Below are 21,834 nucleotides of genomic sequence, written 5' to 3' on the forward strand. Positions count from 1 at the left end.
CTACCCTTCGCCCTGCGGGGCTGCCGACGAATCGTGCTGCTGATGCGCGGCCGGTGCCGGGCATCTCAAGTCCTGACCGGGTGGGCCGGCCCGGAGTCGATCCAGCCCACCGGCAGCCCAAGTGCGTTGACGGTTTCCGGTGTGGCGGTTTCAGACGCCCCCACAATTGCCACCGCGGTGATGTCCAGTTCTGCGGCGAGCACGCCCACCCAACGTGCAGAGTCCGCCGGCTTACGACCGGCGTCGACCACCAGCCACACCTGGTCCGCGGACAGCGCGGCGACCGACTGGAGCCGGGTGAGGGTGTCTCGGGCTTTCCCAAGGCCGAACGCCACCAGAACGGTCCGGTCCGTCAGGACGGCGTGGGCGCGGGCCGCCGTCGCGCCCTGGCGGCCTTCCACGTGCAAGTGGCCGTAAGCGGAGAGCTTCCCTGCCGTGCGCACATCGGCTCCGCCAGCGGCCGTGGACATGGCCAGGGCAGTGTCCAGGGCGTCGTCGCCGAGCCCCACCAGGACCACCAGGTCACCGGCCCCGCTGGGCGGAACCGGTATGGACCCCCGCGGTGCGGGGGGCGCAGGCGCCTGCGCCTGGCCCGCCGTCGCGTGGGCTGCTGCCGGATGCGCTGCCGCCGTCTGCTCCGCCGCGGCGGCCGGGGCGGTACCGGATGCTCGCCGGCTGTGGTTGCCGGGGGCGTCGGCGCCCGGGCCGCGCAGCCCGGCACCGAGCTGTTCGAGCAGTTCGGCAAAGTCAGGGGACTCCGTTGACAGTCCGCCGCTGCCGGGGCTGTGCAGGCTCAGTTCGGCCGCATCGGCTTCTTCGAGCAGGGCCGCGATCGCGGCGCCCTGCAAATCGTGGGCCGGTGCCGCACCCGTGAGTGCTGCTGCCGGACCAGGTGCCCCGGCCGGGATGTCCGGGTCGGGAACCACCTCGCCGGCAACGACCTCGCGTTCCTTTGCCACCTCGACGATCGCCTCGTAGCGGTCGCCGGCGAAGAGTCCGGCGATCCCGGGGCTGATGACGCGCTCTGCCGAGACGATGCGTGCCGCGGGGCCGTACTGCACTTCCGCCTTGCGCCGGATCTCCTCCAGCGAGGCGCCCTTAAGCCGATAGCGGTTCTGCATGGCGAACGACTCCTACTGTTTCGATCCGGACGTTGGCTGAGGTGACTTCGCGGTAGGACAGAACCGGCACAGCGCCGGGCTGCGCCCCCACGAGCCGGTGGATGGCCGGGCGGAGCGCCGGTGCGCAGACCAGCACGGCCGGGCGGTTGGCGGCGGCCGCGGAGTCGACGGCGGAACGGACGGAGCGGAGCACGGCGTCGAGCCGGTCCTGGCCCATCACAATCTGGCTGCCGCCCTCGGCGGGGCGCATGTCCTCGAGCATGGACTGTTCCAGGAGCGGGTCGATCATGATCACGTTTAGCACGGGCCCCTCCATGAACCTGGCCGTCAGCGCCGGGCCAAGGGCCTGCCGCGCGGATTCCACCAGTGACTCCGGGTCGGTGGAGACCTTGGCTCTGAGGGTGAGTGCCTCATAGATCCGGGCCAGGTCGTTGATCGGCACCTGCTCATCCAACAAGCCCTGGAGGACGCGTTGCAGTTCGGCGAGGGAAAGCAGCGCCGGCGTGAGTTCGTCGACGGCGGAGGGGCTCTGTTTCCGCACACCCTCGGTCAGGATCCTGACGTCCTCGCGGGACAGGAGCCTGGCGGCATTGGCCGTGACAATCGAGGATAGGTGGGTGACGAGCACCGAGACCCGGTCGATCACGGTGGCGCCGGTCATCTCCGCGTTGTGGCGCATTTCCGCCGGGATCCACTTCCCGGCCAGGCCGAACACGGGCTCTATCATTGCGGCGCCAGGGAGCGAGTCGAGGTTGTCCCCCAGAGCGAGCATCTGGCCGCTGGGGGCGGTGCCGCCGCCTGCCTCCACGCCGGCGATCCGGATTGAGTACCTCGCCGGCGGCAAATCGACGCTGTCCCTGGTGCGGACCGGCGGGATGACGAGGCCTAACTCCATGGCGATCTTGTGCCGCAGGGACCTCACCCGGGCCAGCAGGTCATCCGAGGCACCGGAGACCATGTCCACGAGGTCAGGGGCCAGCAGGATCTCCACCGGGTGGACGCGCATGTCCTCGAGGAGCTTCTCGTTGGGGTCCATTTCCGGGAAGTTCAGGGCGCTGGCCTCGGCCTCGCGGGCGTTTTCCTCCTGCCGCTGGCCCGCGGCGGTACGGCGTGAGGCCATGATTAACCCCGCCCCGACCAGAATGAACGGCAGGGGCGGCATGCCGGGGATCAGTGCCATCGCAATCGCGGCAACGCCGGCGATCATAAGTGCGTTCGGCGACTGCATCAGCTGGGTGGACGCCGTGCGGCCCATATCCGATTCGGAGTTGGAACGGGTCACGATCATGCCGGTGGAGACAGCCATCAGCAGGGCCGGGATCTGGGTGACGAGGCCATCACCCATGGTCAGGAGGCCGTAGGTGCCCAAGGCGTCGCCGATCTCCATGCCGCGCTGCAGCATGCCGATCGCGATGCCGCCGATGAAGTTGATGATGATGATGATGAGGCCGGCGATCGCGTCGCCCTTGACGAACTTCGAAGCACCGTCCATGGCGCCGTAGAAGTCGGCCTCGGCCGAAACTTCGGCGCGGCGTTCGCGGGCCTGCGTGTCCGTGATCAGGCCCGCGTTAAGGTCGGCGTCGATGGCCATCTGCTTGCCCGGCATCGCGTCCAGGGTGAAGCGGGCGCCCACTTCGGCCACCCGCTCCGCACCCTTGGTGACCACAACGAACTGGATGACCACGAGGATGAGGAACACGACGGCGCCGATGATCATGGATCCGCCCACCGTCACTTTGCCGAAGGCTTCAATGACCTGGCCCGCGTACCCCTCCCCCAGCACCAGCCGGGTGGAGGCGACATTCAGGCCCAGCCGGAACAGCGTGGCCACGAGCAGGAGCGACGGGAAAACGGAGAAGTCCAGCGGCTTCTTCACGAACATGCTGGTCAGCAGCACCAGCAAGGCCAGCAGGATATTGCAGACGATGAGAACGTCCAGCAGCGGCGCGGGCACCGGAACAACCAGCAGCAGCACAATACCGACGATGCCGACCGGCACGGTCAACGGGGCGAGCTTGTTCTTCATAGTGCGGTCCTTTCACAGACGGACGTTCGAGGAGTCTTCACAAGGCGGCTGCCATCCGGTGCATGCCGCGGGCGGCGCCGCGCGCCTTGAGTGACATCACGAACGCGAGAACGCCGGCCACCGCGCGGTAGAAGTCGACCGGGATCTCCTGACCCAGCTCACACGCGCTGTGCAGTGCCCTGGTCAGTGGAATGTCCTGGACCATCGGGACGTTTTTTGCCTCGGCCTCTTCCCTGATCCTGGCCGCGATGTGGCCCGAGCCCTTGGCGACGACACGGGGCGCCGACTTTCCGGGTTCGTACTTGAGCGCCACCGCGAAGTGCGTGGGGTTGACCAGCACGACGTCGGCGTCCCCGATTGCCGCGATCATCCGGTTCCGACTCATCGCCATCTGCCGCGCCCGCCGCTGGGAGCGGATCAGCGGGTCGCCTTCGCTGCTCTTGTTTTCGTCCTGGACTTCCTTCTTGGACATCCGGGTCTTTTTGCGGTTGCGGCGCATCACAACAAAGAAGTCGGCCGCCGCCAGCACGAGACCGGCCGCCACCGCGAACTGGACCAGCGAGGCTATACCGCCGCCCGCGGCCTGAACGACCCCGGATACGGGCATTCCTCCGGCCGTCAGGAGCACCGGCACCAGCCCCTGCACGACGCTGTAGAGGACCAGCCCCACGACGCCGGCCTTCAGCAGCGCCTTGATGCCGCCCCACACCGCTTGCATACCGAACATCCGCTTTAGCCCGTCGAGGACTTTGAAGTGCTCGAAGTCCAGCTTGAACTTCTTCAGGTGCACGCCGCCCTGAAGTGCGGCCCCGGCGAGGACCACGACGAACACCACCATCAGCATGGGCCCTACGATTCCGGCAATGGCGCCAAGCCCGTCCTCCAAGGCATTGACGGCCTTGCCGGGGTCCGGAGCCGCAACGATGCCGCGGATGCTGAAGAGCTGGTCGGTCGCGGCGTTGGAGGCTCGTTCCACCGTGGCCGGAAGCATGATGGCGGCAGCGCCTACGCCGACCCACGCGGTGAGGTCCTGGGAGCGGGAAAGCTGGCCCTTCGACCGGACTTCCTTCATGCGCTTGTCGGTGGCTTGCTCGGTTTTTTCCTGCGAGTCCGACATCAGCCCACCCCCAGCACCGTCTTGGCGGCTTGGCCGGCGAGGCTGGAGACAATCCTGGGCAGTGCCAGGAAGATGAATCCAGCCAGCGTGAGGGTGAGCAGGATCTTGAGCGGAAAGCCCAGGGAGAAGGCGTTGAGCGCCGGGGCCACCCGGGTCAGCAGACCCAGTCCGACGTCGGCGAGGAACAGGACCACTACCAGCGGTCCGGCGATCTGGACTGCGGCGAGGAACATACCGGTGACCGCCGTTGTCAGGGCCTGGACCGGCTGGGCAAGATCCAAGCCGCCGGCCAGCGGCAGTGCGCCGAAGCTGCCGGTGAGTCCGGTGATGACCAGCTGGTAGCCGTCGGAGGCGAACAGGAGCGCCAGCGCGGCCATCTGCAGCAGCCTGGTGAATTGAGCGCCGTTGACATTCATCTGGGGGTCGAAGGCCTGGGCCATCTGAAAGCCGCTGAAGAGGTCGATCAGGCTGCCGGCGGACTGGATGGCGGAGAAGATCACGAGAACCAGGAAGCCGAGGGCCAGCCCGGTCACGAGCTCCAGTACCACCCCGGTGAGGAAGCCGGCAGTGTCACGTGCCGTGTACCCGGCGGAGACCCGCTGGGACACCGCGAGGCCAAGCCCCAGACCTAGCATGGCTTTGACGCGGGCCGGGAATGCCTGGTGCGCGAAGGGCGGTGCCACGATCAGGAATGCAGTCATGCGGACGGTGGCCAGCAGTAGTGCTTCCAGCCACGTCGGGTCGATCGGGATGCCCACCTCACAGGCCCCCGAGCAGGGACGGGATCCTCGCGAAGAGGTCATTGGTGAATGAGACCATCTCCGAGATCATCCAGTGGCCGCAGACGAGCAGGGCAACCGCCACGGCCGCGGCTTTGGGTACGAAGGACAGAGTGGCTTCCTGGAGCTGGGTAATCGACTGGATCAGTGCGATGGCCAGCCCGACCACGAGCGCTGTCACCAGGACGGGGGCGGAGAGCTTGGCCGCGACAATCATGGCCTGGAGGCAGATGTCCAGGACTGCGTTGGCGTTCATCCGGTGCCCGCATAACTTTGCACGAGTGCCGTGATGATCAGGCCCCAGCCGTCCACCAGGACGAAGAGCAGGATCTTGAACGGCAGGGAGATCATCACCGGCGGGAGCATCATCATGCCCATAGACATGAGGGCGGCGGAGACCACCAAGTCGATCACGAGGAACGGGATGAAGATGACGAAGCCGATGATGAACGCGGCCCGGAGCTCCGAAATCATGAAGGCGGGGATGAGGGTCTGCAGGGGCACCGCCTCGGGGGTGGCCGGGTTTTCCGCGGCGGCGGCCCGGGACATCAGGGCGATGTCCTCTTCCCGGGTGTGGGACAGCATGAACTGTTGCAGCGGGCCGCTGGCAGCGCCGACGGCCCCGTTGAAGTCCAGGGTGCCGTTGAGATAGGGCTGGATCCCGATCGTGTTCATCTCGTTGATGACCGGCCACATCACAAAGATCGAGAGGAACAGGGCCAGGCCGGCGAGGACCTGGTTCGGCGGGATGGACGGCAGCGACAGTGCGTTGCGGGTCATCGCCAGGACCACAAAGATCTTGGTGAAGGATGTCATCATCAGCAGCAGCGCCGGCGCCACAGACAGCAAAGTGATGCCGATCAGGGTCAGGACCGCCGTCGACGGTTTGCCGTCGAGCCCGTTGATCTCGATGTTGACGCTGCCGCCGCCGGGGTTTGCCGGATCCGTCGGGGCGACCGGCGGGGTGGGATCGACGGGTGCCGCCTGGCCGGCCGAGGCGGTCAGCCACAGCAGCAGCACCGCGATCAGGACCGCGGCGAAGCACAGCGCCATGGCCCGGGCAGGCCGGATTGCACCGGGCCGGATCAGGTCAGGGCCGGGGGCTGTCGGGAATGCGGGGGCGGAAGCGAACCTCAGAGGGCGGATCAATTGCGGCGTCCGCTCCTGAGAGCGGCAGCAGCCTGCTTCCACGTGGAGCCGGCAAGGATAGAACCGTGCAGGGGCGGGTGGGCCGCCGTGCCCGAGTTGTTTCCGCGCGGCGCAGGCCCCCGCGCATGGGAGTCCCGGTGCAGGGTGCTGCGGCGTGGCAGCGGGGCGTGGGCGGGGCCGGAGCCGGCGGCGTCCGTGCTGTCGTCGGAAGTTTCTTCGAGACTGGCCTGCTGGCCCGGGAGCGGGTTGAAGCCAGCAAGGATCCGGGCAAATTCGCCGGAACCGCGCCGGGCCTCGGGAGCTGCGGCTTCCTCGGCTTCAGCGGGGATGTCACCGGTATGCAGGACGTTGACGGCGTGTTCGGTGACGCCGAGGAGGAAGCGCTGCCCCGAGGCGTCCACAACCACGACGGACGCTTTCTGGCCGACGCTCTGCCGGCTGACAATGGTCAAAGCGCGGTCGGCCCGGCGCCGTCCGGTGCCTTTGCCGAGCCGGCGTTGCAGGAGCCACATGAGGCCCAGCACCGCGCCCAGGGCCACGAATACCCGCAGCCCGAGGATCAGTGCGTCCATTCAGCTGAGTCCCTCGGCAACATCGAGGATGCGGGTGATCCGGACGGCATAGTCCTGGTCCAGGACCACCACTTCGCCGTGGGCTATCAGCCGCCCATTCAGCAGGATGTCCGCCGGGGCGCCGGCGGATCGGTCGAGTTCAATGATCCTGCCGGGTTCGAGGGAAAGCACGTCGCGGACCGACATCCGGGTGCGTCCGATCTCCACGGTCAGTGCCATTTCGATGTTGTTGATCCGGCCGAGGCGACCGGCAACGGCCTCACCGCCAGCGAACACGTCGCCGGCACGTTCCTGGCTGGTGCTGTGTTCACGGAGCCGGACAGCGAACCAGGCAGCGGCGCTGACGCCGTCGGACAGTTCGAAAACCGCTGTGTCAGGATCAGAGAGCAGCCCGGAGGCGTCAGACTCACGCAGGTCGCTCAAGACCCCGGCGCCGAACACCGAACTGGCGCTTTCCATTGCGGGGCGCAGCACGTCCGTCACCGAGACGACGCCGGACTGGGCTCCCGTCATGCCGCCGGCAGCTTCGTCGAGGAAGGCGCGGTCGCTCAGCATCAGCGCGAGGTCGGCGGTGACGGGGCCGACGAACGTAGCAGTGACGGCCTGGCGGGCGAAAGGCACTGCGGCGCGGGCCGGCACCATGGCCATCACCTTGAGCGCCACCGGGCTCGGCAGTTCTGCAACGAGCCGTTCCGCTGACGATTCGTGCCTGGTCAGGGTGATGCTCATCGGTGGTTCTCCTCGATTGTGACAATGACGGCGGCCGCGCGGGACCCGTTGCGGGCAGGGGCGGCAGTGGCGAGCCGGGTGCCGTCCAGGGTGAGGTCAAACGGGCGGTTCTCCAGGTGCGGCAGGGGCAGGACGTCTCCCACCGCGAGGCCCAGGACCTGGCTGGGGGTGACATACGACGTCGAGAGCCGGACGGACAGTTCCACCGGAACCCGCTCCAGCTGGCCGCTGACCCGCGCTGCGGCGTCCCCGCGGTTGTCGGTAGGGTTGACCTTCTTGAGCCGGCCCAGCAGGAGTGCGGCAGGAACGGCGAGGGTGGCGGGGGCGTTCATGTCGCCGACGTTGATGGTGAACGCCGCGACGATCATCAGTTCGCTGGGGGCTGCGGCCTGGGCGAACTGGGAGTTGTACTGAATGGTGTCTACCCGGACTGTTTCGCTCAGCAGCGGTCCCAGGGAGTAGCCCAGGTCTTCCAGCGCCTCGTCCATGAGTCCTTTGATAAGGGCCTGTTCAATCTGTGTGAACTTCCGGTCCGGCATGGCCGCATCGCTGGAGGCGCCGAGCATTCGGTTTACCCAGCCGAGCGCGGCGGGGGCGGGGAACTGCACCACGATCCTGGAATCGTTGCCCTCGACGGTGCACAGCACCATGGTGGTGACTGCGGGCAGGGATGCTGCGTATTCGTCGTAGCTGAGCATACTGACGTCTTCAAGCCGCACCACGGATTTGACGCGGACCTTGGCGGTCAACTGGGTTCCCCACTGGCGGGCGTAGGTTTCAAAGGCGAGTTCCAGGACGCGGCTGTGTTCCCGGGCGAGCGTCGCGGGACGCCGGAAGTCGTAGACGCTGACCGTCCGCTCCCGTGCCACTTCCCGCCCCTCCAAAACACTCACGGTTTCCACTATCGGCAAGGGATCCCCGGAGGTAAGCGGTGCACGCGCTATTTCTCGCTATTCTTCAGCACTTCCGGAATCAGGGCCCGGACCACGTCGGGCTGGTCGGAGATGATCACAATGTCCACCCGGCGGTTTCGCTCCATGAGCTCGGGGGTGGAGTCGTCGTTGACCTGCCGCGCGGAGCCGAAAGCGACGGCGCCTATGGTGGCCGGCGCAATCCCGCCACGGTCCACCATAAAGCGCAAGACGTTCACGGCACGGGCCGAGGACAACTCCCAGGTGGATGGGTAGACGGTGATGCCGTTCGCGGCGTGGCCTTCGACCATGATCTCCATGGAGGCCGGCCCGAGGATCGGGGAGATGATGGTCAGTACCTGGGCTGCCCGATCGGTCAGCTCTGGCCGGTCCGCGGCGAAAAAGGTCTGCGAACCGATCAGTTTGACCGTCAGTCCGCGCTGGTCGATCTGGAATTCAACGTTCTCGCTCAACCCCGCGGAGGCCAGGCCGGCCTTCATCTGCGCCTCCAGGGAACGCAGCCTGTCCACTTCCTTCATGGCCGCCGCGAGGGCGTCGGGCGCTGCCGGTGAGCCTGCCGACTGGGCCGCGGCGAACGCCTCCAGGTTCTTGTCCGCAAGTTCCGGCGGGACTACTGTGCCCTCTGCGGTGTCCACTGTTTCACTCGGGGTTGCTCCAAAGCCGGTGGCGAGCGAACTGCGGAGCTTCTCGAACTTGTTCGCGTCGACCGTGGACATGGCGTAGAGGACAATGAACAGGCACATGAGCACCGTAACCATGTCCATGTAGGACGCCATCCAGCGTTCGTCGACGTGATGCTCTTCGGGTTTCTTGCGGGGGCGCCGGCGGCCACTCACGCGGCAGTGTCCATTGTTCCAGCGTCGCCGGCGGCCGCCTTGCGCCCGCTTCCGGGACTCTTGAGCTGGTGCTCGGGAACCATGGAGCGGAGCCTCTCGGCGAGCAACAGCGGTTGGGCGCCGGACTGCACGGCGAGCATACCTTCCATGAGCAGCGTCCGGTGTTCAATGTCCAGTTCGGACAGCCGGGCCAGCCGGGAGCTGAACGGGAGCCAGATGAAGTTGGCGGACAGCAGGCCCCAGAGGGTGGCAACGAACGCCGCGGCAATCATGTGCCCCAGCTCGTCCGGTTGGGATAGGTTTTCCAGCACGTGGGTCAGGGACACAACCGTTCCGACAATGCCGACGGTGGGGGCGTAGCCGCCGAGGGATGCGAAGAACTTCGAGGAGGCGTGATCGCTGCGGGACTTCGTATCGATCTCGTCCTCCATCTGCATCCGGAGGTCCTCGGCGTCGGTGCCGTCTGCAATGTTCTGCAGCGCCCGGGCCAGGAAGGGATCGCTGACACCGGCGGCTTCTTCCTCAAGGGAGAGCAGGCCCTGGCTGCGCGCCTTTTCGGCGAAACGCACCATCTGGTCGATGCTGTCCTGCGGATTCGCCGTCTTCCCGATGAACATTCCCGGCACGGATTTGAAGGCCTGGAGGACGTCCTTGAGCGTGTTTCCGGCCAGCCCGACGGCCAGGGTGGCACCGAAGACGAGGATCATGGGGGCAGGCAGAACGAGTGAGCTGAGGCTGCCGCCCTCAAGAAGGACCATAACGATAAGGGAGCCAAAGGCGAGAAGCAGTCCGATGATTGTTGCGGGATCCATGGATTACTTTCTTGGTGGCTCAGGTGCGGGGCGGCGGCCGTCGTTAACGGGGTCCGGCGGCGGGACCAAGCTCAACGGGTATCCGCTCACCGAGGGGAAGTCCCTTGCCTTAGTCAGGACGTAGGCCCGGTAGTCGGCAATAAGTTCAACCACTTCGGCGAGGCTTTCCAGCACCACGTACGCGGCGCCGTCGAGCGTCACCAGATGGGTGTCCGGGCTCTCGTGGATACGCTCAATCAGATCCGGATTGACCGCGAAGCGCGTTCCGTTAAGGCGAGTGACAACGATCATGGGCCGATTCTGCTTTGTTTCGGGGGCGGTGTTCCTGTTCCTACTGTCGGCAACCCGGCCACATCCGTTAGGCGCGGGCCCGTTACAACTCCCGGGAGTGCGACCCGGACCCGTAATATGCATCACTTCCCGGCCTGATGGCTAAAGTAAGCTGTCTGCGCCATCCTGGCGCAGTCGCTCCAGCACACGTCAAACTTACCGAAAACTTGGGGGCGTCTCCGTGGCACCGCAGTGGCTTCGCGCGATCGGCAGCCTCGTTCCCCATGGCTCAAGACTTCCGGAGCCCGCGTGGGCTTTCCGGCACCGGATGATCGTTGTGTTTGCTTTGGTCACGTCCCTGGCCGTCACCGTCTTCGCTCTGTCACAGGGCAGTAAGCTAGGCCACGCGCTCCTTGAGGGAGCCGCGCCGGCCTTGTTGTCTGTGGTTGCCTGGAAAGCCCCTTTCGGCCGCAGGCTTCGGGCTTCCCTGGCCTCGGTGTCGCTGATGGTCGCCGCGGCCATGGCCGTTCACACATCCGGCACCATCGAAGCGCACTTCCTGTTTTTCATCATGGTGCCGATTGTGGCCCTTTACGAGGACTGGACCCCGCTTGGGGCAGCAGCCTTGGTGGTGTTCGCCCACCATGCCGCTCTTGGGGCGCTGGCACCCCAGCGCCTCTACAACCATCCCGCCGCGCATCAGGACCCCCTGCTGTGGGGCATCATCCACAGCGCCTTCTTCCTCGCCATCTGCACCACGAGCATTCTGCACTGGACCATCCATGAACGGGCCCGGGCCGAGGAAGACGTGCTGCTGGACCGGCTCGCAAGCCAGGCACTTCACGATCCGCTGACCGGGCTGGCCAACCGGACTTTGCTGCATGAGCGGCTCCGCGCAGCACGCGCAGCGAGCCTGCAGCGGAGCGAGCCGCTGCTGGTGCTCTCCGTAGACATCGACGGATTCAAACCAGTGAATGATTCCTACGGCCATGCCGCAGGAGACGCCCTGCTGCAGGAACTGGCGCGGCGGATCCAGGCCTGCAGCCGAGCAGGGGACACCGCCGCGCGGGCCGGTGGCGACGAATTCATCCTCGTGCTTCCAGGCTCGGGCGGCAACGTGGCGGCGGGCATAGCCCGGCGCATCATGAAAGCGGTGGCGGTACCGGTCCAGCTGGCGGGGACGGTCCTGCATATGACGGCAAGCGTGGGCGTTGCGCTTGGTTCCGGGTCCGAGACAATCGAAGACCTGCTGGAGTGGGCCGACCGGGCCATGTACGAAGCGAAACACGCTGGGCGGGGCCGGTATGTCGTCTATGACGGGCTTCGCAATTCCGCCACCGACTGCACCTTGACCGTCCAGCCGGTCCATGCCCGGTCCTGGGCTGCTTACACGAGAACGCTGCGCCTCGAGATCGCCGCGGCCAAGGGCCAGGGCCGCCTGCCCCAGCAAACCCGTGGGCCGGAGACGGCACGACGGACGCTGGAGTCTCTGCTGGCAGCAATCGATCAGCTGCCTTCCACGCCGGATCAGGTGGGGATGCTTCTTCCAGAGCGGACAGCGCTCCAGGAGTTTGTCTTCCATCATGAGTTGGTCCAGCAATGGACCGACGCGCTGACGAGGCAGGGGATCCTCAATGTGCCCCGCCCGGCGGAGGCCACGGCCTTTTGGGACGGTCTTAGCCGGACGGTGACCGACCCGGCGCCGGTTGTGGGCGCCGGGTCGGTCACCGGCACTATCGCTTGAGGTTGCCCAGCTCCTGCAGGACCTCATCCGAGGTGGTGATGATGCGCGCGTTGGCCTGGAAGCCGCGCTGGGCGACGATCAGGTTGGTAAATTCCTGGGACAGGTCCACATTGGACATTTCCAGGGAGCCACCGGAAAGGCTGCCGATGCCGGCGTCGCCTGCTCCGCCGAGCTGCACGCCGCCGGAATTGGCAGTGGCAACGTAAGAGGAGCCGCCGGCCTTCTCCAGGCCGGCGGGGTTGGTGAACTTGGCGAGGGCGATCTTAGCGAGGACCTGCTTGAGGCCGTTGCTGAAGGAGCCGATCAGGGACCCGTCGTTGCCGAGGGTGAAGGACTCAAGTTTGCCGGCGGCGGAGCCGTTCTGGCCGCTGACGGCGACGGACGCCACCCTGGCGAAGGAGGAGATCTCGGGGAGGTTGACGGAGATGCCGCCGACCACCAGCGGGCCACCGCCTGTCAATTTTCCGTCAGTGAAGGTCAGTGCCGCCGTTCCGGTGTTGCCGTTGGCATCCGCTCCGGACACCGTCCAGTCGTTACCCGCGCCCGAGAAGGTCAGGGTGAGGTTCCGCTCGGCGCCGGTGGCGCCGTAGACCTTGACGACGCGTTCCAGAGTGCCGCCCTCGCTCGGCAGGTTTCCGTCCACGGTTACGGTGTTCGTTGCGGTCGCAGGCACCAGGTTGTTGGCGTTGAGCGCGAGATCGCCGACCGGTCCGCCGGTGTTGACTACTCCGTTGACGTTGGTCCACCCCTGGAGAATGCCGCCGTCGGGGCTGACGAGCTGGCCGGCGGCGTCGGGGCTGAAGGCCCCGGCGCGGGTGAAGAGCTGCTGGCCGCCCTTGTTGGTGACGAAGAAGCCGTCGCCGGAGATCATCATGTCCGTGGCGCGGCCGGTACTCTGCGAGGAGCCCTGGGCGAAGTTGGTGCTGACGCCGGCGACCCGGACGCCGAGCCCGATCTGCGCCGGGTTGCTGCCGCCGGTCCCAGCCTGGGGGCTGGAGGCGCCCTGGGTCATCTGCGACAGGGTGTCCTGGAACTGGGTCGAGGATGCCTTGAAGCCGGCAGTGTTGACGTTGGCGATGTTGTTGCCGGTGACGTCCAGCATGGTCTGGTGGGCGCGAAGGCCGGAGATTCCGGAGTACAGCGAGCGGAGCATGGGAACTGCCTTTCTACAGGTGGAACACTGGTCAGGAGGCGGCCGGAGCGGTGAGCCCGGTGATGGAGTCGAGTGGGATGGAGAGGTCGCCGACCTTGACGGCGGGGACCTTACCGGAGTAGGAAACGGAGCTTGCAATGCCCGTTCCGGTGGTGCCGTCGCCGAGGGTGTAGCCGACGGAATGGCCGATCAGCTGGGCTGCGGCCTGCCGCATCTGCAGGGAGAAACCTTCCTTGCTGTTCGTGGTCAGTTCCTGCATCTTCTCCATCATGGAGAGCTGGATGGTCTGGCTCATCATCTGGTTGGTGTCCATGGGGGCGCTGGGGTTCTGGTTCTTGAGCTGGGCCACCAGGAGGGACATAAAGACCTCCGAGTCCATGGCCTGGACGGGTGCCCGCACGGCAGCAGCCTGCGGGGTCTCCCCCGCGGCCGTGACCGGCTGCGAGGCGATGGGCTGGATCGTCATGAGTCGCGTTCCTTCGTGTCAGACAAGAATGTCGAGGGTGGTTTGGGGGCCGTTCAGGATCCTGGCGTTGCGCAGGGCCGCGGCATCGGCCAGGGCGTCCCAGCGGTGTCCGGAACGTTGACCGCCGGGGCTGGTGCCGGTTCCCGGACCGGCGCCGGGGTCCCGGCCGGTGCCACCCTGGCCGGCGCCTTTCCCGTTCGGATCCGGGCCGGTTCCGTCCCGCGCCGTGTTACCCGGCCCACTGTGTTCGGAGACGTCGAGGCTGGCCCCAAAGCCTGCGTCGGCAAGCTCCTTCCGGAGTTCCGGCAGGATCCCCCTGATGGCCTCTCGTCCGGCGTCGCCCGGGGCGAAGAGCTCGATCCGGACGCCCGCGGCATCGATGTGTGCCCGGACCGTCAGAGGGCCCAGATCATCGGGGCTCAGCTGCAAGGTCATGATGTGCTGTCCTTGCGGCGCCCCGGCGAGGGTGAAGAGCGGCTTCGCCAGTTGGGACGGGAGTGTTGGGCCGCCCTGAGGGGGTGCTTGCGGAGAGGACTGGGGCGCGGTAGCAGCTAATGACGTCGGCTGGCCGGCGGTCGCCGTGGCGGTCGCGGCGCTCCCGGCCACGGCGAGCGCATCCGCAGGTGCCACGGCGGTGACGCTCTGGATGCCGACAGGGCCCGAGGCCTCGGCTTCGGCGAGCGCCCCCGAGGCGGGCGCAACGGCGACGACGGCGGGGCGAGTTGCCGTGCTGGCTGCGGCTGGCGTGGTTGTCGGGGCAACAGGAGTCGGCGATGCTGGCAGCGGCGCGCTGGCGGTTCGCGCCACTGTGGTCGCGATCGGTGCGGACGGTGCCCCGGCGACTGCCCCAACCGTTGCCAGTTGCCCGGCCAGTTGCCCGGACGGTGCCGCGGCGACCGCGCCAACCGACGGCGCCAATGCCGGCAGGGCTGGCCCCGGCTGCAGGCCGGGTATCTGGCCGCTGGCCGTCGCGGCTGTCCGCTCCCCCGCTGTGAGGTTGCTTCCGCCAGTCGGCTGCACGCTGAAGGTCACGGACGGGGCAGTCACGAGGGCCGCAGCGCTGGGGGCCAAGGAAACAGAGGGATCCTGCGCCGCGGGGGCACCGGCGTCGGCTCCCCCGGCGGGCGGTGGCGTGTCGGCGCCGGTGGAAGCGTCCCGGGGCGTGCCGTCGGCTGCGATGCTGCCGGCGTCGGACGTCCGCCCTGGTGCAGCGTCCGGTGCGCCCTGAACGTCCTGCAGCACGGCGCCAAACGTGTCTGCATCCGCGTCCACGCCAGGGGACGCGGAACGTGCGGGCTGCCCCGCGCCGCGGCCCGGAACGGGAGCGGTCATCGCGGAAGCCAGATCCGGGCCTTTCATGAGGCCATCCCAGCCGGAACAATGCGCCGGATGGAGGTCAAATTGGAGTACTGCTCCCAGGCGTCGCGGATCTGGATGGTCTTGCCGGGAACCGGCGCATCAATGGCCTTGCCGTTGCCCAGGTAGATGGAGATGTGGTCCCCGCCGAAGCTCACCAGAAGGTCACCGGGCTTGGCCTCGGCCAGCGACGCGACCGGCGTGCCCTGGCGCATCTGGTCGCTCACCACCCGGGGAATCTCAACGCCCAGGTCCTTGAACACCCGCTGGGTGAAGCCGGAACAATCCATGCCCGTGGCCGGGTTCGTTCCGCCCCAGACGTAAGGGACGCCGATGTACTTCTTCGCCATGGCCACCACGTCCGTGCCCGTCGCTTTACCGGCCGCGGGAACGGTGGCGGGCTGGGTGACGCCCTTCAGGGCGCCGATGGACGTCGTCCCGCCCAGCCCAAGGCTGCTGGTAAGGGAGGGGATATCGGTTCCCGTGGTCCCGCCCAGCGCAGCGGTGAGTGCCTCGGTGAAGGATGCCGCGTCCCCGCTCCCAGTCCCGGCGGCGAGGGATGCTGCGGCCGCGGACTTCAGCGCCGCGGCATTGGTCTCAGCTGCCGCCGGGCGTGTGAGGTCAGCGATCATCGACTGGATGCCCTGCATCCGGCCGATTGCCTCGGTCATGCTCATGACCCCACCTCCTGCTCTTCGCGGTGCCAGACGGTGGAGGCGATCTCGTCCAGGGCGGACTGTTCGGCACGCAGGTCTGCGGTGTGGACCTCTTCGTCATGACGGGTCTGGAGCTTCTCCAGGCCGACCGAACGCGTGCGTGCGGCGATGAACTCCTCCCGCGCGGTTGCCTCTTCGTTCTCCGCGCTCCGTGAGAGGCTCTGCAGGTCCGCGAGCATGCTGTGGGACGAGGACCGGGCGGCGGCAACAGCCCGCAGCGAGGCGGAGCTGGAGATCGGCGCGTCGCCCACGGCCAAGTCACGGCGCGCGGCGGCTTCCCGGGCCCGCACCGAGCTGGACCTGGAGCGGGCACTGGCCAGCCCCGCGGCTGCCTGGTCCTGCTGGATCTGGCGGAGGCGCAGGAGCCCTGCCAGAGAGAATTGGCGGTTCATGCTGCTGCTCCCAAGATCGAGGTGAGGTGGTGGAGCCGCTGCCAGGACTCGGAGTGGGCCGTCGATTCGTCCATCGGCTGCTGCAGGAAAGTGCTGACGTCCTGCTCGTGGTTCAGGGCCGCGTCCACCAACGGGTTGGTGCCCGGCTGGTAGGCGCCGACGTCGATCAGGTCCTGCGCGGCCTTGCGGGCCGCTAGGACCCGGCGCAGGGTGGCCGCCGCTTCAAGGTGCGGGCGGGAGTTGACCTTGGTGGCGACCCTGGAAATGGAGCCCAGGACGTCCACCGACGGGAAATGCCCGGTGACGGCCAGTTTCCGGTCCAGGACGACGTGGCCGTCGAGGATGGAGCGGGCGGCGTCGGCGATCGGTTCATTGTGGTCGTCGCCATCGACCAGCACGGTGTAGATGCCGGTGACGGAGCCGGTCTCGGCGGTGCCGGCGCGCTCCAGCAGCCGGGCCAGGACAGAGAAGGTCGACGGCGGGTAGCCGCGGGTGGCGGGCGGCTCGCCGGCGGAGAGTCCGATCTCGCGCTGGGCCATCGCCACGCGGGTGAGGGAGTCCATCATCAAGACCACGTCCTGGCCCTTGTCGCGGAAGGATTCGGCGATGCGGGTCGCGGTGAACGCCGCGCGCATGCGCATCAGGGCCGGTTCGTCCGAGGTGGCGACAACAACAACGGAACGCGCCAGCCCGGCCGGGCCAAGGTCATCTTCGAGGAACTCACGGACCTCGCGCCCACGCTCCCCCACGAGGGCGATCACCGAGACCTCCGCGTCGGTGCCGCGGGCGATCATGGAGAGCAGTGACGACTTCCCAACGCCGGAACCTGCGAAGAGACCCATGCGCTGGCCTTTGCCGAGCGTGGTCATCGTGTCCAGAACGCGGACGCCGGTCTGCAGGGCCGTGTCGATGCGGGCGCGTTTCATCGCGTTCGGGGCTTCGTTGTCGATCGGCACCCGGGGGCCGCTGTTGAGCGGACCTTTGCCGTCGATCGGCCGGCCGAGGCCATCCAGGACACGGCCGAAGAGTCCGGCCCCGGTGGGGACCAGGACAGCGCCGCCCTTGGCCCGCACGGGATCGCCCGCCGCGACGCCGGCCAGCCGGCCCAGCGGCATGCAGCGCACGGAGCCGTCCAGGGCGGCCACCACCTCGGCGTCAAGCCCCGGGTTTGACCCCACGGTCACCAGATCGCCCAGGGCGCAGTCGAGTCCGGACACCTCAAGGCCCAGGCCCATGACCGAGGTAACGACGCCGACCCGCTGCGGGGCGGCGGCACGGAGGGCCGCGGCGTAGTCCGCGCCCAGGGGACGCCAGTGGGTGATCACGGCTGGTGCCCCGCCGGGTTGCCGGCCCGGCCATTTTCGCCCAGAAGAGCCTCGCGGGCCCGTGCCAGGGCGCCGCCGAGGCTCGCGTCGAGCCAGCCCTGCCGGTATTCGACCTTGGCGTCGCCGCGGTTAAGTGAGGGGTCCGCGCGCAGCGGCAGGCCGGCTGGCAGTTCCTGGCCTTCCTTGGCGAGGACCTCGATGTCTGCCGGGTTCAGCCGGATGGCCAGCACGGTGGCATCGTCGTTTCCGGACAGGGCGCGGTCCAGGGCGGCGCGGGCCGTTCGGGTCCCGTGCGCCAGCTCATAGCCCAGAATGGCCTCGGCGAGTTCGAGGGCGGTCCGGGCGAGGACTTCCTCGGCGTCGTGCAGGGCCTGGACGTTACGGTGGGCGAAGTCCGCCCGGGCCACGGCGAGGGCGCGGACCGCGCGGTCGAGGTCCTGCTGCCCTGAGGCCATCGCGGCGGCCTGCTCGGCAGCCATGCGGTCCCGCCAGCGGCGCTGTTCCTTGGCGGCGGCACGGACGCCGGCGGCGTAACCGGCGGCGTGCCCTTCGGTATAGCCTGCCTGTTCGGTGGCGGGTCCGCTGGCGCGGAGCGAGGGGAAGATGATCCGGGCCGGGACGCTGCCGGTGGCCGTCCGGTCAGTAGACATAGTCTTCTTCGTCCGCGCGCTGGAGCGTGATCTGGCCGTCGGCTTCAAGTTCGCGGATGGAACGGACCACGGCGGCACGGGCCTCTTCGATCTGCGAGGCGCGCAGCGGACCCATGGCGGCGATTTCCGATTCCAGGATTTCCAGGTTGCGGCCGGAGACGTTGGTGGTGATGGTTTCCAGGACGAGCTCCGCGGCGCCCTTCATGGCCACGGCCAGCACGGAGGCATCGAGGCCGCGCAGGACCAGCTGCACATCGCGTCGTTCCAGCTTCACGATGTCATCAAAGGTCACCATCTGGGCCCGGATCTCCACGGCGAGGTCCGGATCCAGCAGGTCCAGGCCGTCCAGCACGGATCGTTCGGTGCCGGCGTCGGTGCGGTTGATGATTTCCAGCAGCGGCGCGATGCCACCCACCACCTTGGATGCCTGCTGGGAAACGGCTGCGCCGCCGCGCAGTTTGAGGGTGTCTGCCACAATGCCGATGGCTTCAGGAGCGCCCGAACCCATTGTCGCGATGCTGAGGGCGACGTCGGCCCGCAACGAGCCAGGCAGCCCCGACATCACGGCGGAAGCCTTGCGCGGGCTGAGGTGCGCCAGGACCAGGGCGATGGTCTGGGGCAGTTCGCCGTCGATCAGGGCGAGGATCTGGACCGGTTCAATGTCTTCCAGGAAGTCAAAGGACTTACCGGCCATGTTGACCGTGAGCCGGTTGAGCAGGCCAGCCGCCTTCTCCGAGCCGAAGGACGCTTCCAGCAGGCCTTCGGCCAGTTCCCGGCCGCCCCGGGCCTGCCGGGGGCTGGACATCGCCGTTTCGTGGAAGTCTTTCATAATCTGCTCTGCAACTTCCGGATCCACTTTCCGGAGGCGGACGATCTCCGCGGCGATTTCCTCGGCCTCGGCGTCGTTGAACTGGGCCATCACCTTGGCGGCGTTGACCTGGCTCATCTGCATCAGGACGACGGCGGCCCGCTGGGTGCCGGTGAGGGGTGAATCGGCAAGCTTCATACCGGCTGCCTCTCATCCATGAGGCCCCGCAGGTAGTCGGCCGCTTTCTCCGGGTTTGCGGCGACCATGTTGTCGATCTCGAAGCGGCGGCGCTCAGCCTCCACCTGGGCCGGCGGCGGGGGCATCGGCGGCAGGGCAGTAATCGGGATGGCCGACGTCGCTGGCGCCGGGGGCAGCGCCGTGGCGGCCGGCAGCACCGGCATCATCTCAAGGTTGAGGCGTTCGCCCAGATCCACCGGTTCGCGTTTCTGCCGGCGGCGCAGCACCAGCGTGATGATAAGGGCCAGGATCAGGAGGCCCAGCAGGACACTGCCCGCCGTGATCAGCGTGTTGAAGAACGCGGCCTGCTTCTGGGCCTCCATGTCGGCCTTGGCTGCATCGAGGGACGCGGCGGCCTGGTCCGCGGCGGCCGTGCTGAACGGCACCACTTCAACGGTCACGACGTCGCCCCTTGCGGTATCCACGCCGGCGGCGGCCCTGACGAGGGAGGTCAGCGAGCCCAGGTTCAGCCCTCCGGCCGAGGACTGGTTGACAGCCACGGAGATGGTCTGGCGCTTGACGGCGCCCGGCGGGATCACCCGGTCTTCGGTGACCTTGTTGACGGCGTTGTTCTTGGTTGCGGTCGAGGAGTCGAAACTGCCGTTTCCGCTGGTGCCGCCGGGAACCGCAATGTTGTCGGGTCCCAGGACACCCGCGGCGCCTCCCCCGGAGCCGGTGTACTTCTCGGTCTTGGACGACTCGCTGAGCGGAAGGGCTCCCGCGGCGTTGGAGAAAGTTTCGCTTTTCTGCTGGGCGGATTCACCCGTAACGTCCGCGGCCACGGCCACGGTGGAATTGCCGGGACCCACCACCCGGTCCATGACCGCCTTAACGGCATCGGAGGTGCGCTGCTGGTAGTCGGTGGCCTGCTTGGACGCGGACCCCGCCGCGCCGGCGCCGACGGCGGACAGGACGTTGCCCTGCGAGTCCACGACGGAGACATTGGCGGGCTTGAGGTTTTCAATGGCAGCCGCGGTGAGGTGGACGATCGCCTGGACCTTGTCCCCCGACAACGTGGAGCCCGGGGCCGTTTCAAGGAAGACGGAGGCGGTGGTGTCCGGGGTCTTGGAGACGAACACCGTCTTTTCCGGAATGGCCAGGCGGACCGCCGCAGTCTTCACTCCCTCCATCGCGGAAATCGTGCTCGCCAGTTCCCCTTCGAGTGCCCGCTTGTAGGTGACGGACTGCTGGAATTCGGACGAGGTCACCCCCATTTTGTCCAGCAGAGAGTATCCGGTGGCCGCCGCCGTCGGAAGCCCGGCGGCGGCGGCTTTCAGGCGTTCGTCGTAGACCTTGCCCTCGGGCACGAGGATGGTGGATCCGCCATCGCTGAGTTCATACGGGACGTTGTCCTTGCGGAGCTGCTCCACGATGCCGTTGGCATCGGTGTCCTTGAGGCCGGAGAACAACGGCGTCAGGGCGGGCTTTGACAGCCAGGCCGAGAGCGCGATGATCCCGACCACCAGGAGGGCGGCCCCGATCACGGCGAGAGTGCGTTGACCGGTGGTGAAACTCTTGAGTCCGGCGCCGAAGCGCTGGAGGAAGCCGGTAATCTGCGGAGGCATCAGGCCTGCATCCTCATGATCTCGTTGAACGCATCGACACCCTTATTGCGGACGGTGGCCACGAGTTCAAGGGTGATCTGGGCACGGCTTGCCGCGATGGTGGCGTTGTGGATGTCATCCAGGTTGCCGGTGACGGCAGAGACAGCGAGCTCATTCGACGTCGACTGCAGTTGCTGGAGGTTGTCCACCGCGCCGGTGAGCGAGGCGCCGAAGGCGGAGCCGTCTGTGCCGGTGGCCGCGCCGGCACCGGAAATGTAGTCCGTGGGCATAACACCCTGGACGGGGGCGATGGGCGAAACAGGCATCAGGATCTTCCAATCTCAAGGGCGGCCATGTAGGTCTCGCGGGCGCGGTCCACGACCTGCGCATTGGCCTGGTAGCCGCGCTGGGCGATGATGAGCGCCCCCATCTGTTCGGCCATGTCGATGTCCGGGTACTTCACGTTGCCGTTGGCGTCCGCCAGGGGGTGGTCCGGCTGGTAGACGACGCGGCCCTCGCCGCTGCCTAGTTGGGTGCCCTTGACGTAGACGCCGGTGCCGTCGGAGCCCTCGGCGGCCTCCACGTATTTGGCCTGGAAGGCGGGACCGCTGGTGCGCGAGGCGTTGTTCATGTTGGCAAGGTTGTCCGAGACGGCGTCGAGCCACTTGCGGTGCACGGTCAGGGCGGAGCCGGCGATGCCGATGGCGTCGAAAGTCATTAGTTGGTCCTCATCGCGGCGCGCACGGCGTTGAGTTCCCCGCCGATGGCCCGGGCAGCGAACTGGAAACGAAGCACGGTGTCGATGTTGGACAGGGTTTCGGTGTCCAGGTTGACGTTGTTGCCGTTCAGCTGGGTGGGCTCAAGGGAGGTGGCCGTCGTCGCGGCAACGGTTCCCTCCCCGGACTTCACTGAGTCTGCAAGGGCAGCCTCGAAGCTGACGCGTTTCGCGTGGTAGTTCGGCGTATTGACGTTCGCGATGTTATTCGCGATGGCGCGCTGGCGCAGCGAGAGGCCGTCCATGGCGCTGGCCAAGGCGGCGGAAGTCACGGATTCGAGCACAGTGTCCTGCCTGGAAAGGTATCGGGTGGCCGATCCGTGGC

General features: G+C 67.5%; 25 protein-coding genes. 1 reads left to right on the forward strand and 24 read right to left on the reverse strand.

What is annotated here, in order from left to right:
- Nucleotides 1-65 precede the first annotated feature (65 nt).
- From QCD75_RS00680 to QCD75_RS00735, 12 genes are all read right to left on the reverse strand, one after another.
- A complete protein-coding gene (locus QCD75_RS00680) occupies nt 66-1,121 on the reverse strand; it encodes a hypothetical protein (RefSeq protein WP_301224668.1) in 1,056 nt (351 codons plus the stop codon).
- Nucleotides 1,099-3,147: a flagellar biosynthesis protein FlhA gene (locus QCD75_RS00685; RefSeq protein ID WP_301224670.1), complete on the reverse strand. Its 2,049-nt coding sequence runs from the start codon at nt 3,145-3,147 to the stop codon at nt 1,099-1,101. Before QCD75_RS00685 ends, QCD75_RS00680 begins: the two co-directional genes overlap by 23 nt.
- Nucleotides 3,148-3,184: 37 nt before the next feature.
- Entirely contained in the window at nt 3,185-4,264 is a 1,080-nt protein-coding gene (locus QCD75_RS00690; RefSeq protein ID WP_301224672.1) for an EscU/YscU/HrcU family type III secretion system export apparatus switch protein, read from the reverse strand.
- On the reverse strand, nt 4,264-5,022 hold the full coding sequence (locus QCD75_RS00695) for a flagellar biosynthetic protein FliR (protein WP_301224771.1): 759 nt from the start codon (nt 5,020-5,022) through the stop codon (nt 4,264-4,266). The genes QCD75_RS00690 and QCD75_RS00695 overlap by 1 nt, the downstream gene beginning before the upstream one ends.
- Nucleotide 5,023: 1 nt before the next feature.
- A complete protein-coding gene (gene fliQ / locus QCD75_RS00700) occupies nt 5,024-5,299 on the reverse strand; it encodes a flagellar biosynthesis protein FliQ (protein ID WP_301224674.1) in 276 nt (91 codons plus the stop codon).
- Complete coding sequence (fliP, locus tag QCD75_RS00705) at nt 5,296-6,096, reverse strand: flagellar type III secretion system pore protein FliP (protein ID WP_301224773.1); 801 nt, start codon at nt 6,094-6,096, stop codon at nt 5,296-5,298. The genes fliQ and fliP overlap by 4 nt, the downstream gene beginning before the upstream one ends.
- 92 nt (nt 6,097-6,188) lie before the next feature.
- On the reverse strand, nt 6,189-6,764 hold the full coding sequence (fliO, locus tag QCD75_RS00710; protein WP_301224676.1) for a flagellar biosynthetic protein FliO: 576 nt from the start codon (nt 6,762-6,764) through the stop codon (nt 6,189-6,191).
- The gene (gene fliN, locus QCD75_RS00715; RefSeq protein WP_301224678.1) at nt 6,765-7,493 is read right to left on the reverse strand and encodes a flagellar motor switch protein FliN; all 729 of its coding nucleotides are present in this window, start codon (nt 7,491-7,493) and stop codon (nt 6,765-6,767) included.
- Nucleotides 7,490-8,386 (reverse strand): flagellar motor switch protein FliM, encoded by an 897-nt coding sequence (locus QCD75_RS00720; RefSeq protein WP_301224680.1) that lies wholly within the window; start codon nt 8,384-8,386, stop codon nt 7,490-7,492. The genes fliN and QCD75_RS00720 overlap by 4 nt, the downstream gene beginning before the upstream one ends.
- Before the next feature lie 47 nt (nt 8,387-8,433).
- Nucleotides 8,434-9,261, reverse strand: a complete 828-nt coding sequence (locus QCD75_RS00725; RefSeq protein WP_301224682.1) for an OmpA/MotB family protein — start codon at nt 9,259-9,261, stop codon at nt 8,434-8,436.
- Entirely contained in the window at nt 9,258-10,073 is an 816-nt protein-coding gene (locus tag QCD75_RS00730; protein WP_301224684.1) for a motility protein A, read from the reverse strand. Before QCD75_RS00730 ends, QCD75_RS00725 begins: the two co-directional genes overlap by 4 nt.
- A gap of 3 nt (nt 10,074-10,076) precedes the next feature.
- Complete coding sequence (locus tag QCD75_RS00735) at nt 10,077-10,364, reverse strand: flagellar FlbD family protein (RefSeq protein ID WP_301224686.1); 288 nt, start codon at nt 10,362-10,364, stop codon at nt 10,077-10,079.
- Between the two features lie 220 nt (nt 10,365-10,584).
- On the opposite strand from QCD75_RS00735, the gene QCD75_RS00740 reads away from it, so the two are divergent.
- Nucleotides 10,585-12,087 (forward strand): GGDEF domain-containing protein, encoded by a 1,503-nt coding sequence (locus QCD75_RS00740; RefSeq protein ID WP_301224688.1) that lies wholly within the window; start codon nt 10,585-10,587, stop codon nt 12,085-12,087.
- Here the strand turns inward: QCD75_RS00740 and QCD75_RS00745 are convergent.
- Genes QCD75_RS00745 through QCD75_RS00800 form a run of 12 tightly spaced genes read right to left on the reverse strand, consistent with a single transcriptional unit; the run spans nt 12,077 to nt 21,793 of the window.
- On the reverse strand, nt 12,077-13,240 hold the full coding sequence (locus QCD75_RS00745) for a flagellar hook protein FlgE (RefSeq protein ID WP_301224690.1): 1,164 nt from the start codon (nt 13,238-13,240) through the stop codon (nt 12,077-12,079). The genes QCD75_RS00740 and QCD75_RS00745 overlap by 11 nt on opposite strands.
- 31 nt (nt 13,241-13,271) lie before the next feature.
- Nucleotides 13,272-13,706, reverse strand: coding sequence for a flagellar hook assembly protein FlgD (locus QCD75_RS00750; protein WP_301224692.1), 435 nt, complete (start codon nt 13,704-13,706; stop codon nt 13,272-13,274).
- Nucleotides 13,707-13,724: 18 nt separating this feature from the next.
- Nucleotides 13,725-15,065 carry a flagellar hook-length control protein FliK gene (locus tag QCD75_RS00755; RefSeq protein WP_301224694.1) on the reverse strand — a complete coding sequence of 447 codons (1,341 nt, stop codon included), beginning with the start codon at nt 15,063-15,065 and terminating at the stop codon, nt 13,725-13,727.
- Entirely contained in the window at nt 15,062-15,739 is a 678-nt protein-coding gene (locus QCD75_RS00760; protein WP_301224696.1) for a C40 family peptidase, read from the reverse strand. The genes QCD75_RS00755 and QCD75_RS00760 overlap by 4 nt, the downstream gene beginning before the upstream one ends.
- Complete coding sequence (locus tag QCD75_RS00765; protein WP_301224698.1) at nt 15,736-16,170, reverse strand: flagellar FliJ family protein; 435 nt, start codon at nt 16,168-16,170, stop codon at nt 15,736-15,738. The genes QCD75_RS00760 and QCD75_RS00765 overlap by 4 nt, the downstream gene beginning before the upstream one ends.
- On the reverse strand, nt 16,167-17,495 hold the full coding sequence (locus QCD75_RS00770) for a FliI/YscN family ATPase (RefSeq protein WP_301224700.1): 1,329 nt from the start codon (nt 17,493-17,495) through the stop codon (nt 16,167-16,169). The genes QCD75_RS00765 and QCD75_RS00770 overlap by 4 nt, the downstream gene beginning before the upstream one ends.
- Nucleotides 17,492-18,145, reverse strand: a complete 654-nt coding sequence (locus tag QCD75_RS00775) for a FliH/SctL family protein (protein WP_301224702.1) — start codon at nt 18,143-18,145, stop codon at nt 17,492-17,494. Before QCD75_RS00775 ends, QCD75_RS00770 begins: the two co-directional genes overlap by 4 nt.
- Nucleotides 18,135-19,151 (reverse strand): flagellar motor switch protein FliG, encoded by a 1,017-nt coding sequence (fliG, locus tag QCD75_RS00780; RefSeq protein ID WP_301224704.1) that lies wholly within the window; start codon nt 19,149-19,151, stop codon nt 18,135-18,137. The genes QCD75_RS00775 and fliG overlap by 11 nt, the downstream gene beginning before the upstream one ends.
- Nucleotides 19,148-20,755 carry a flagellar basal-body MS-ring/collar protein FliF gene (gene fliF / locus QCD75_RS00785; RefSeq protein WP_301224706.1) on the reverse strand — a complete coding sequence of 536 codons (1,608 nt, stop codon included), beginning with the start codon at nt 20,753-20,755 and terminating at the stop codon, nt 19,148-19,150. The genes fliG and fliF overlap by 4 nt, the downstream gene beginning before the upstream one ends.
- Nucleotides 20,755-21,060 carry a flagellar hook-basal body complex protein FliE gene (gene fliE / locus QCD75_RS00790; RefSeq protein ID WP_301224708.1) on the reverse strand — a complete coding sequence of 102 codons (306 nt, stop codon included), beginning with the start codon at nt 21,058-21,060 and terminating at the stop codon, nt 20,755-20,757. Before fliE ends, fliF begins: the two co-directional genes overlap by 1 nt.
- A complete protein-coding gene (locus tag QCD75_RS00795; protein WP_301224710.1) occupies nt 21,060-21,452 on the reverse strand; it encodes a flagellar basal body rod protein FlgC in 393 nt (130 codons plus the stop codon). Before QCD75_RS00795 ends, fliE begins: the two co-directional genes overlap by 1 nt.
- Entirely contained in the window at nt 21,452-21,793 is a 342-nt protein-coding gene (locus QCD75_RS00800) for a flagellar basal body rod protein FlgB (protein WP_301224712.1), read from the reverse strand. The genes QCD75_RS00795 and QCD75_RS00800 overlap by 1 nt, the downstream gene beginning before the upstream one ends.
- Nucleotides 21,794-21,834 lie beyond the last annotated feature (41 nt).

The sequence above is a fragment of the Arthrobacter sp. PsM3 genome (assembly GCF_030433895.1).
In the GTDB taxonomy this organism is placed as follows: domain Bacteria; phylum Actinomycetota; class Actinomycetes; order Actinomycetales; family Micrococcaceae; genus Arthrobacter.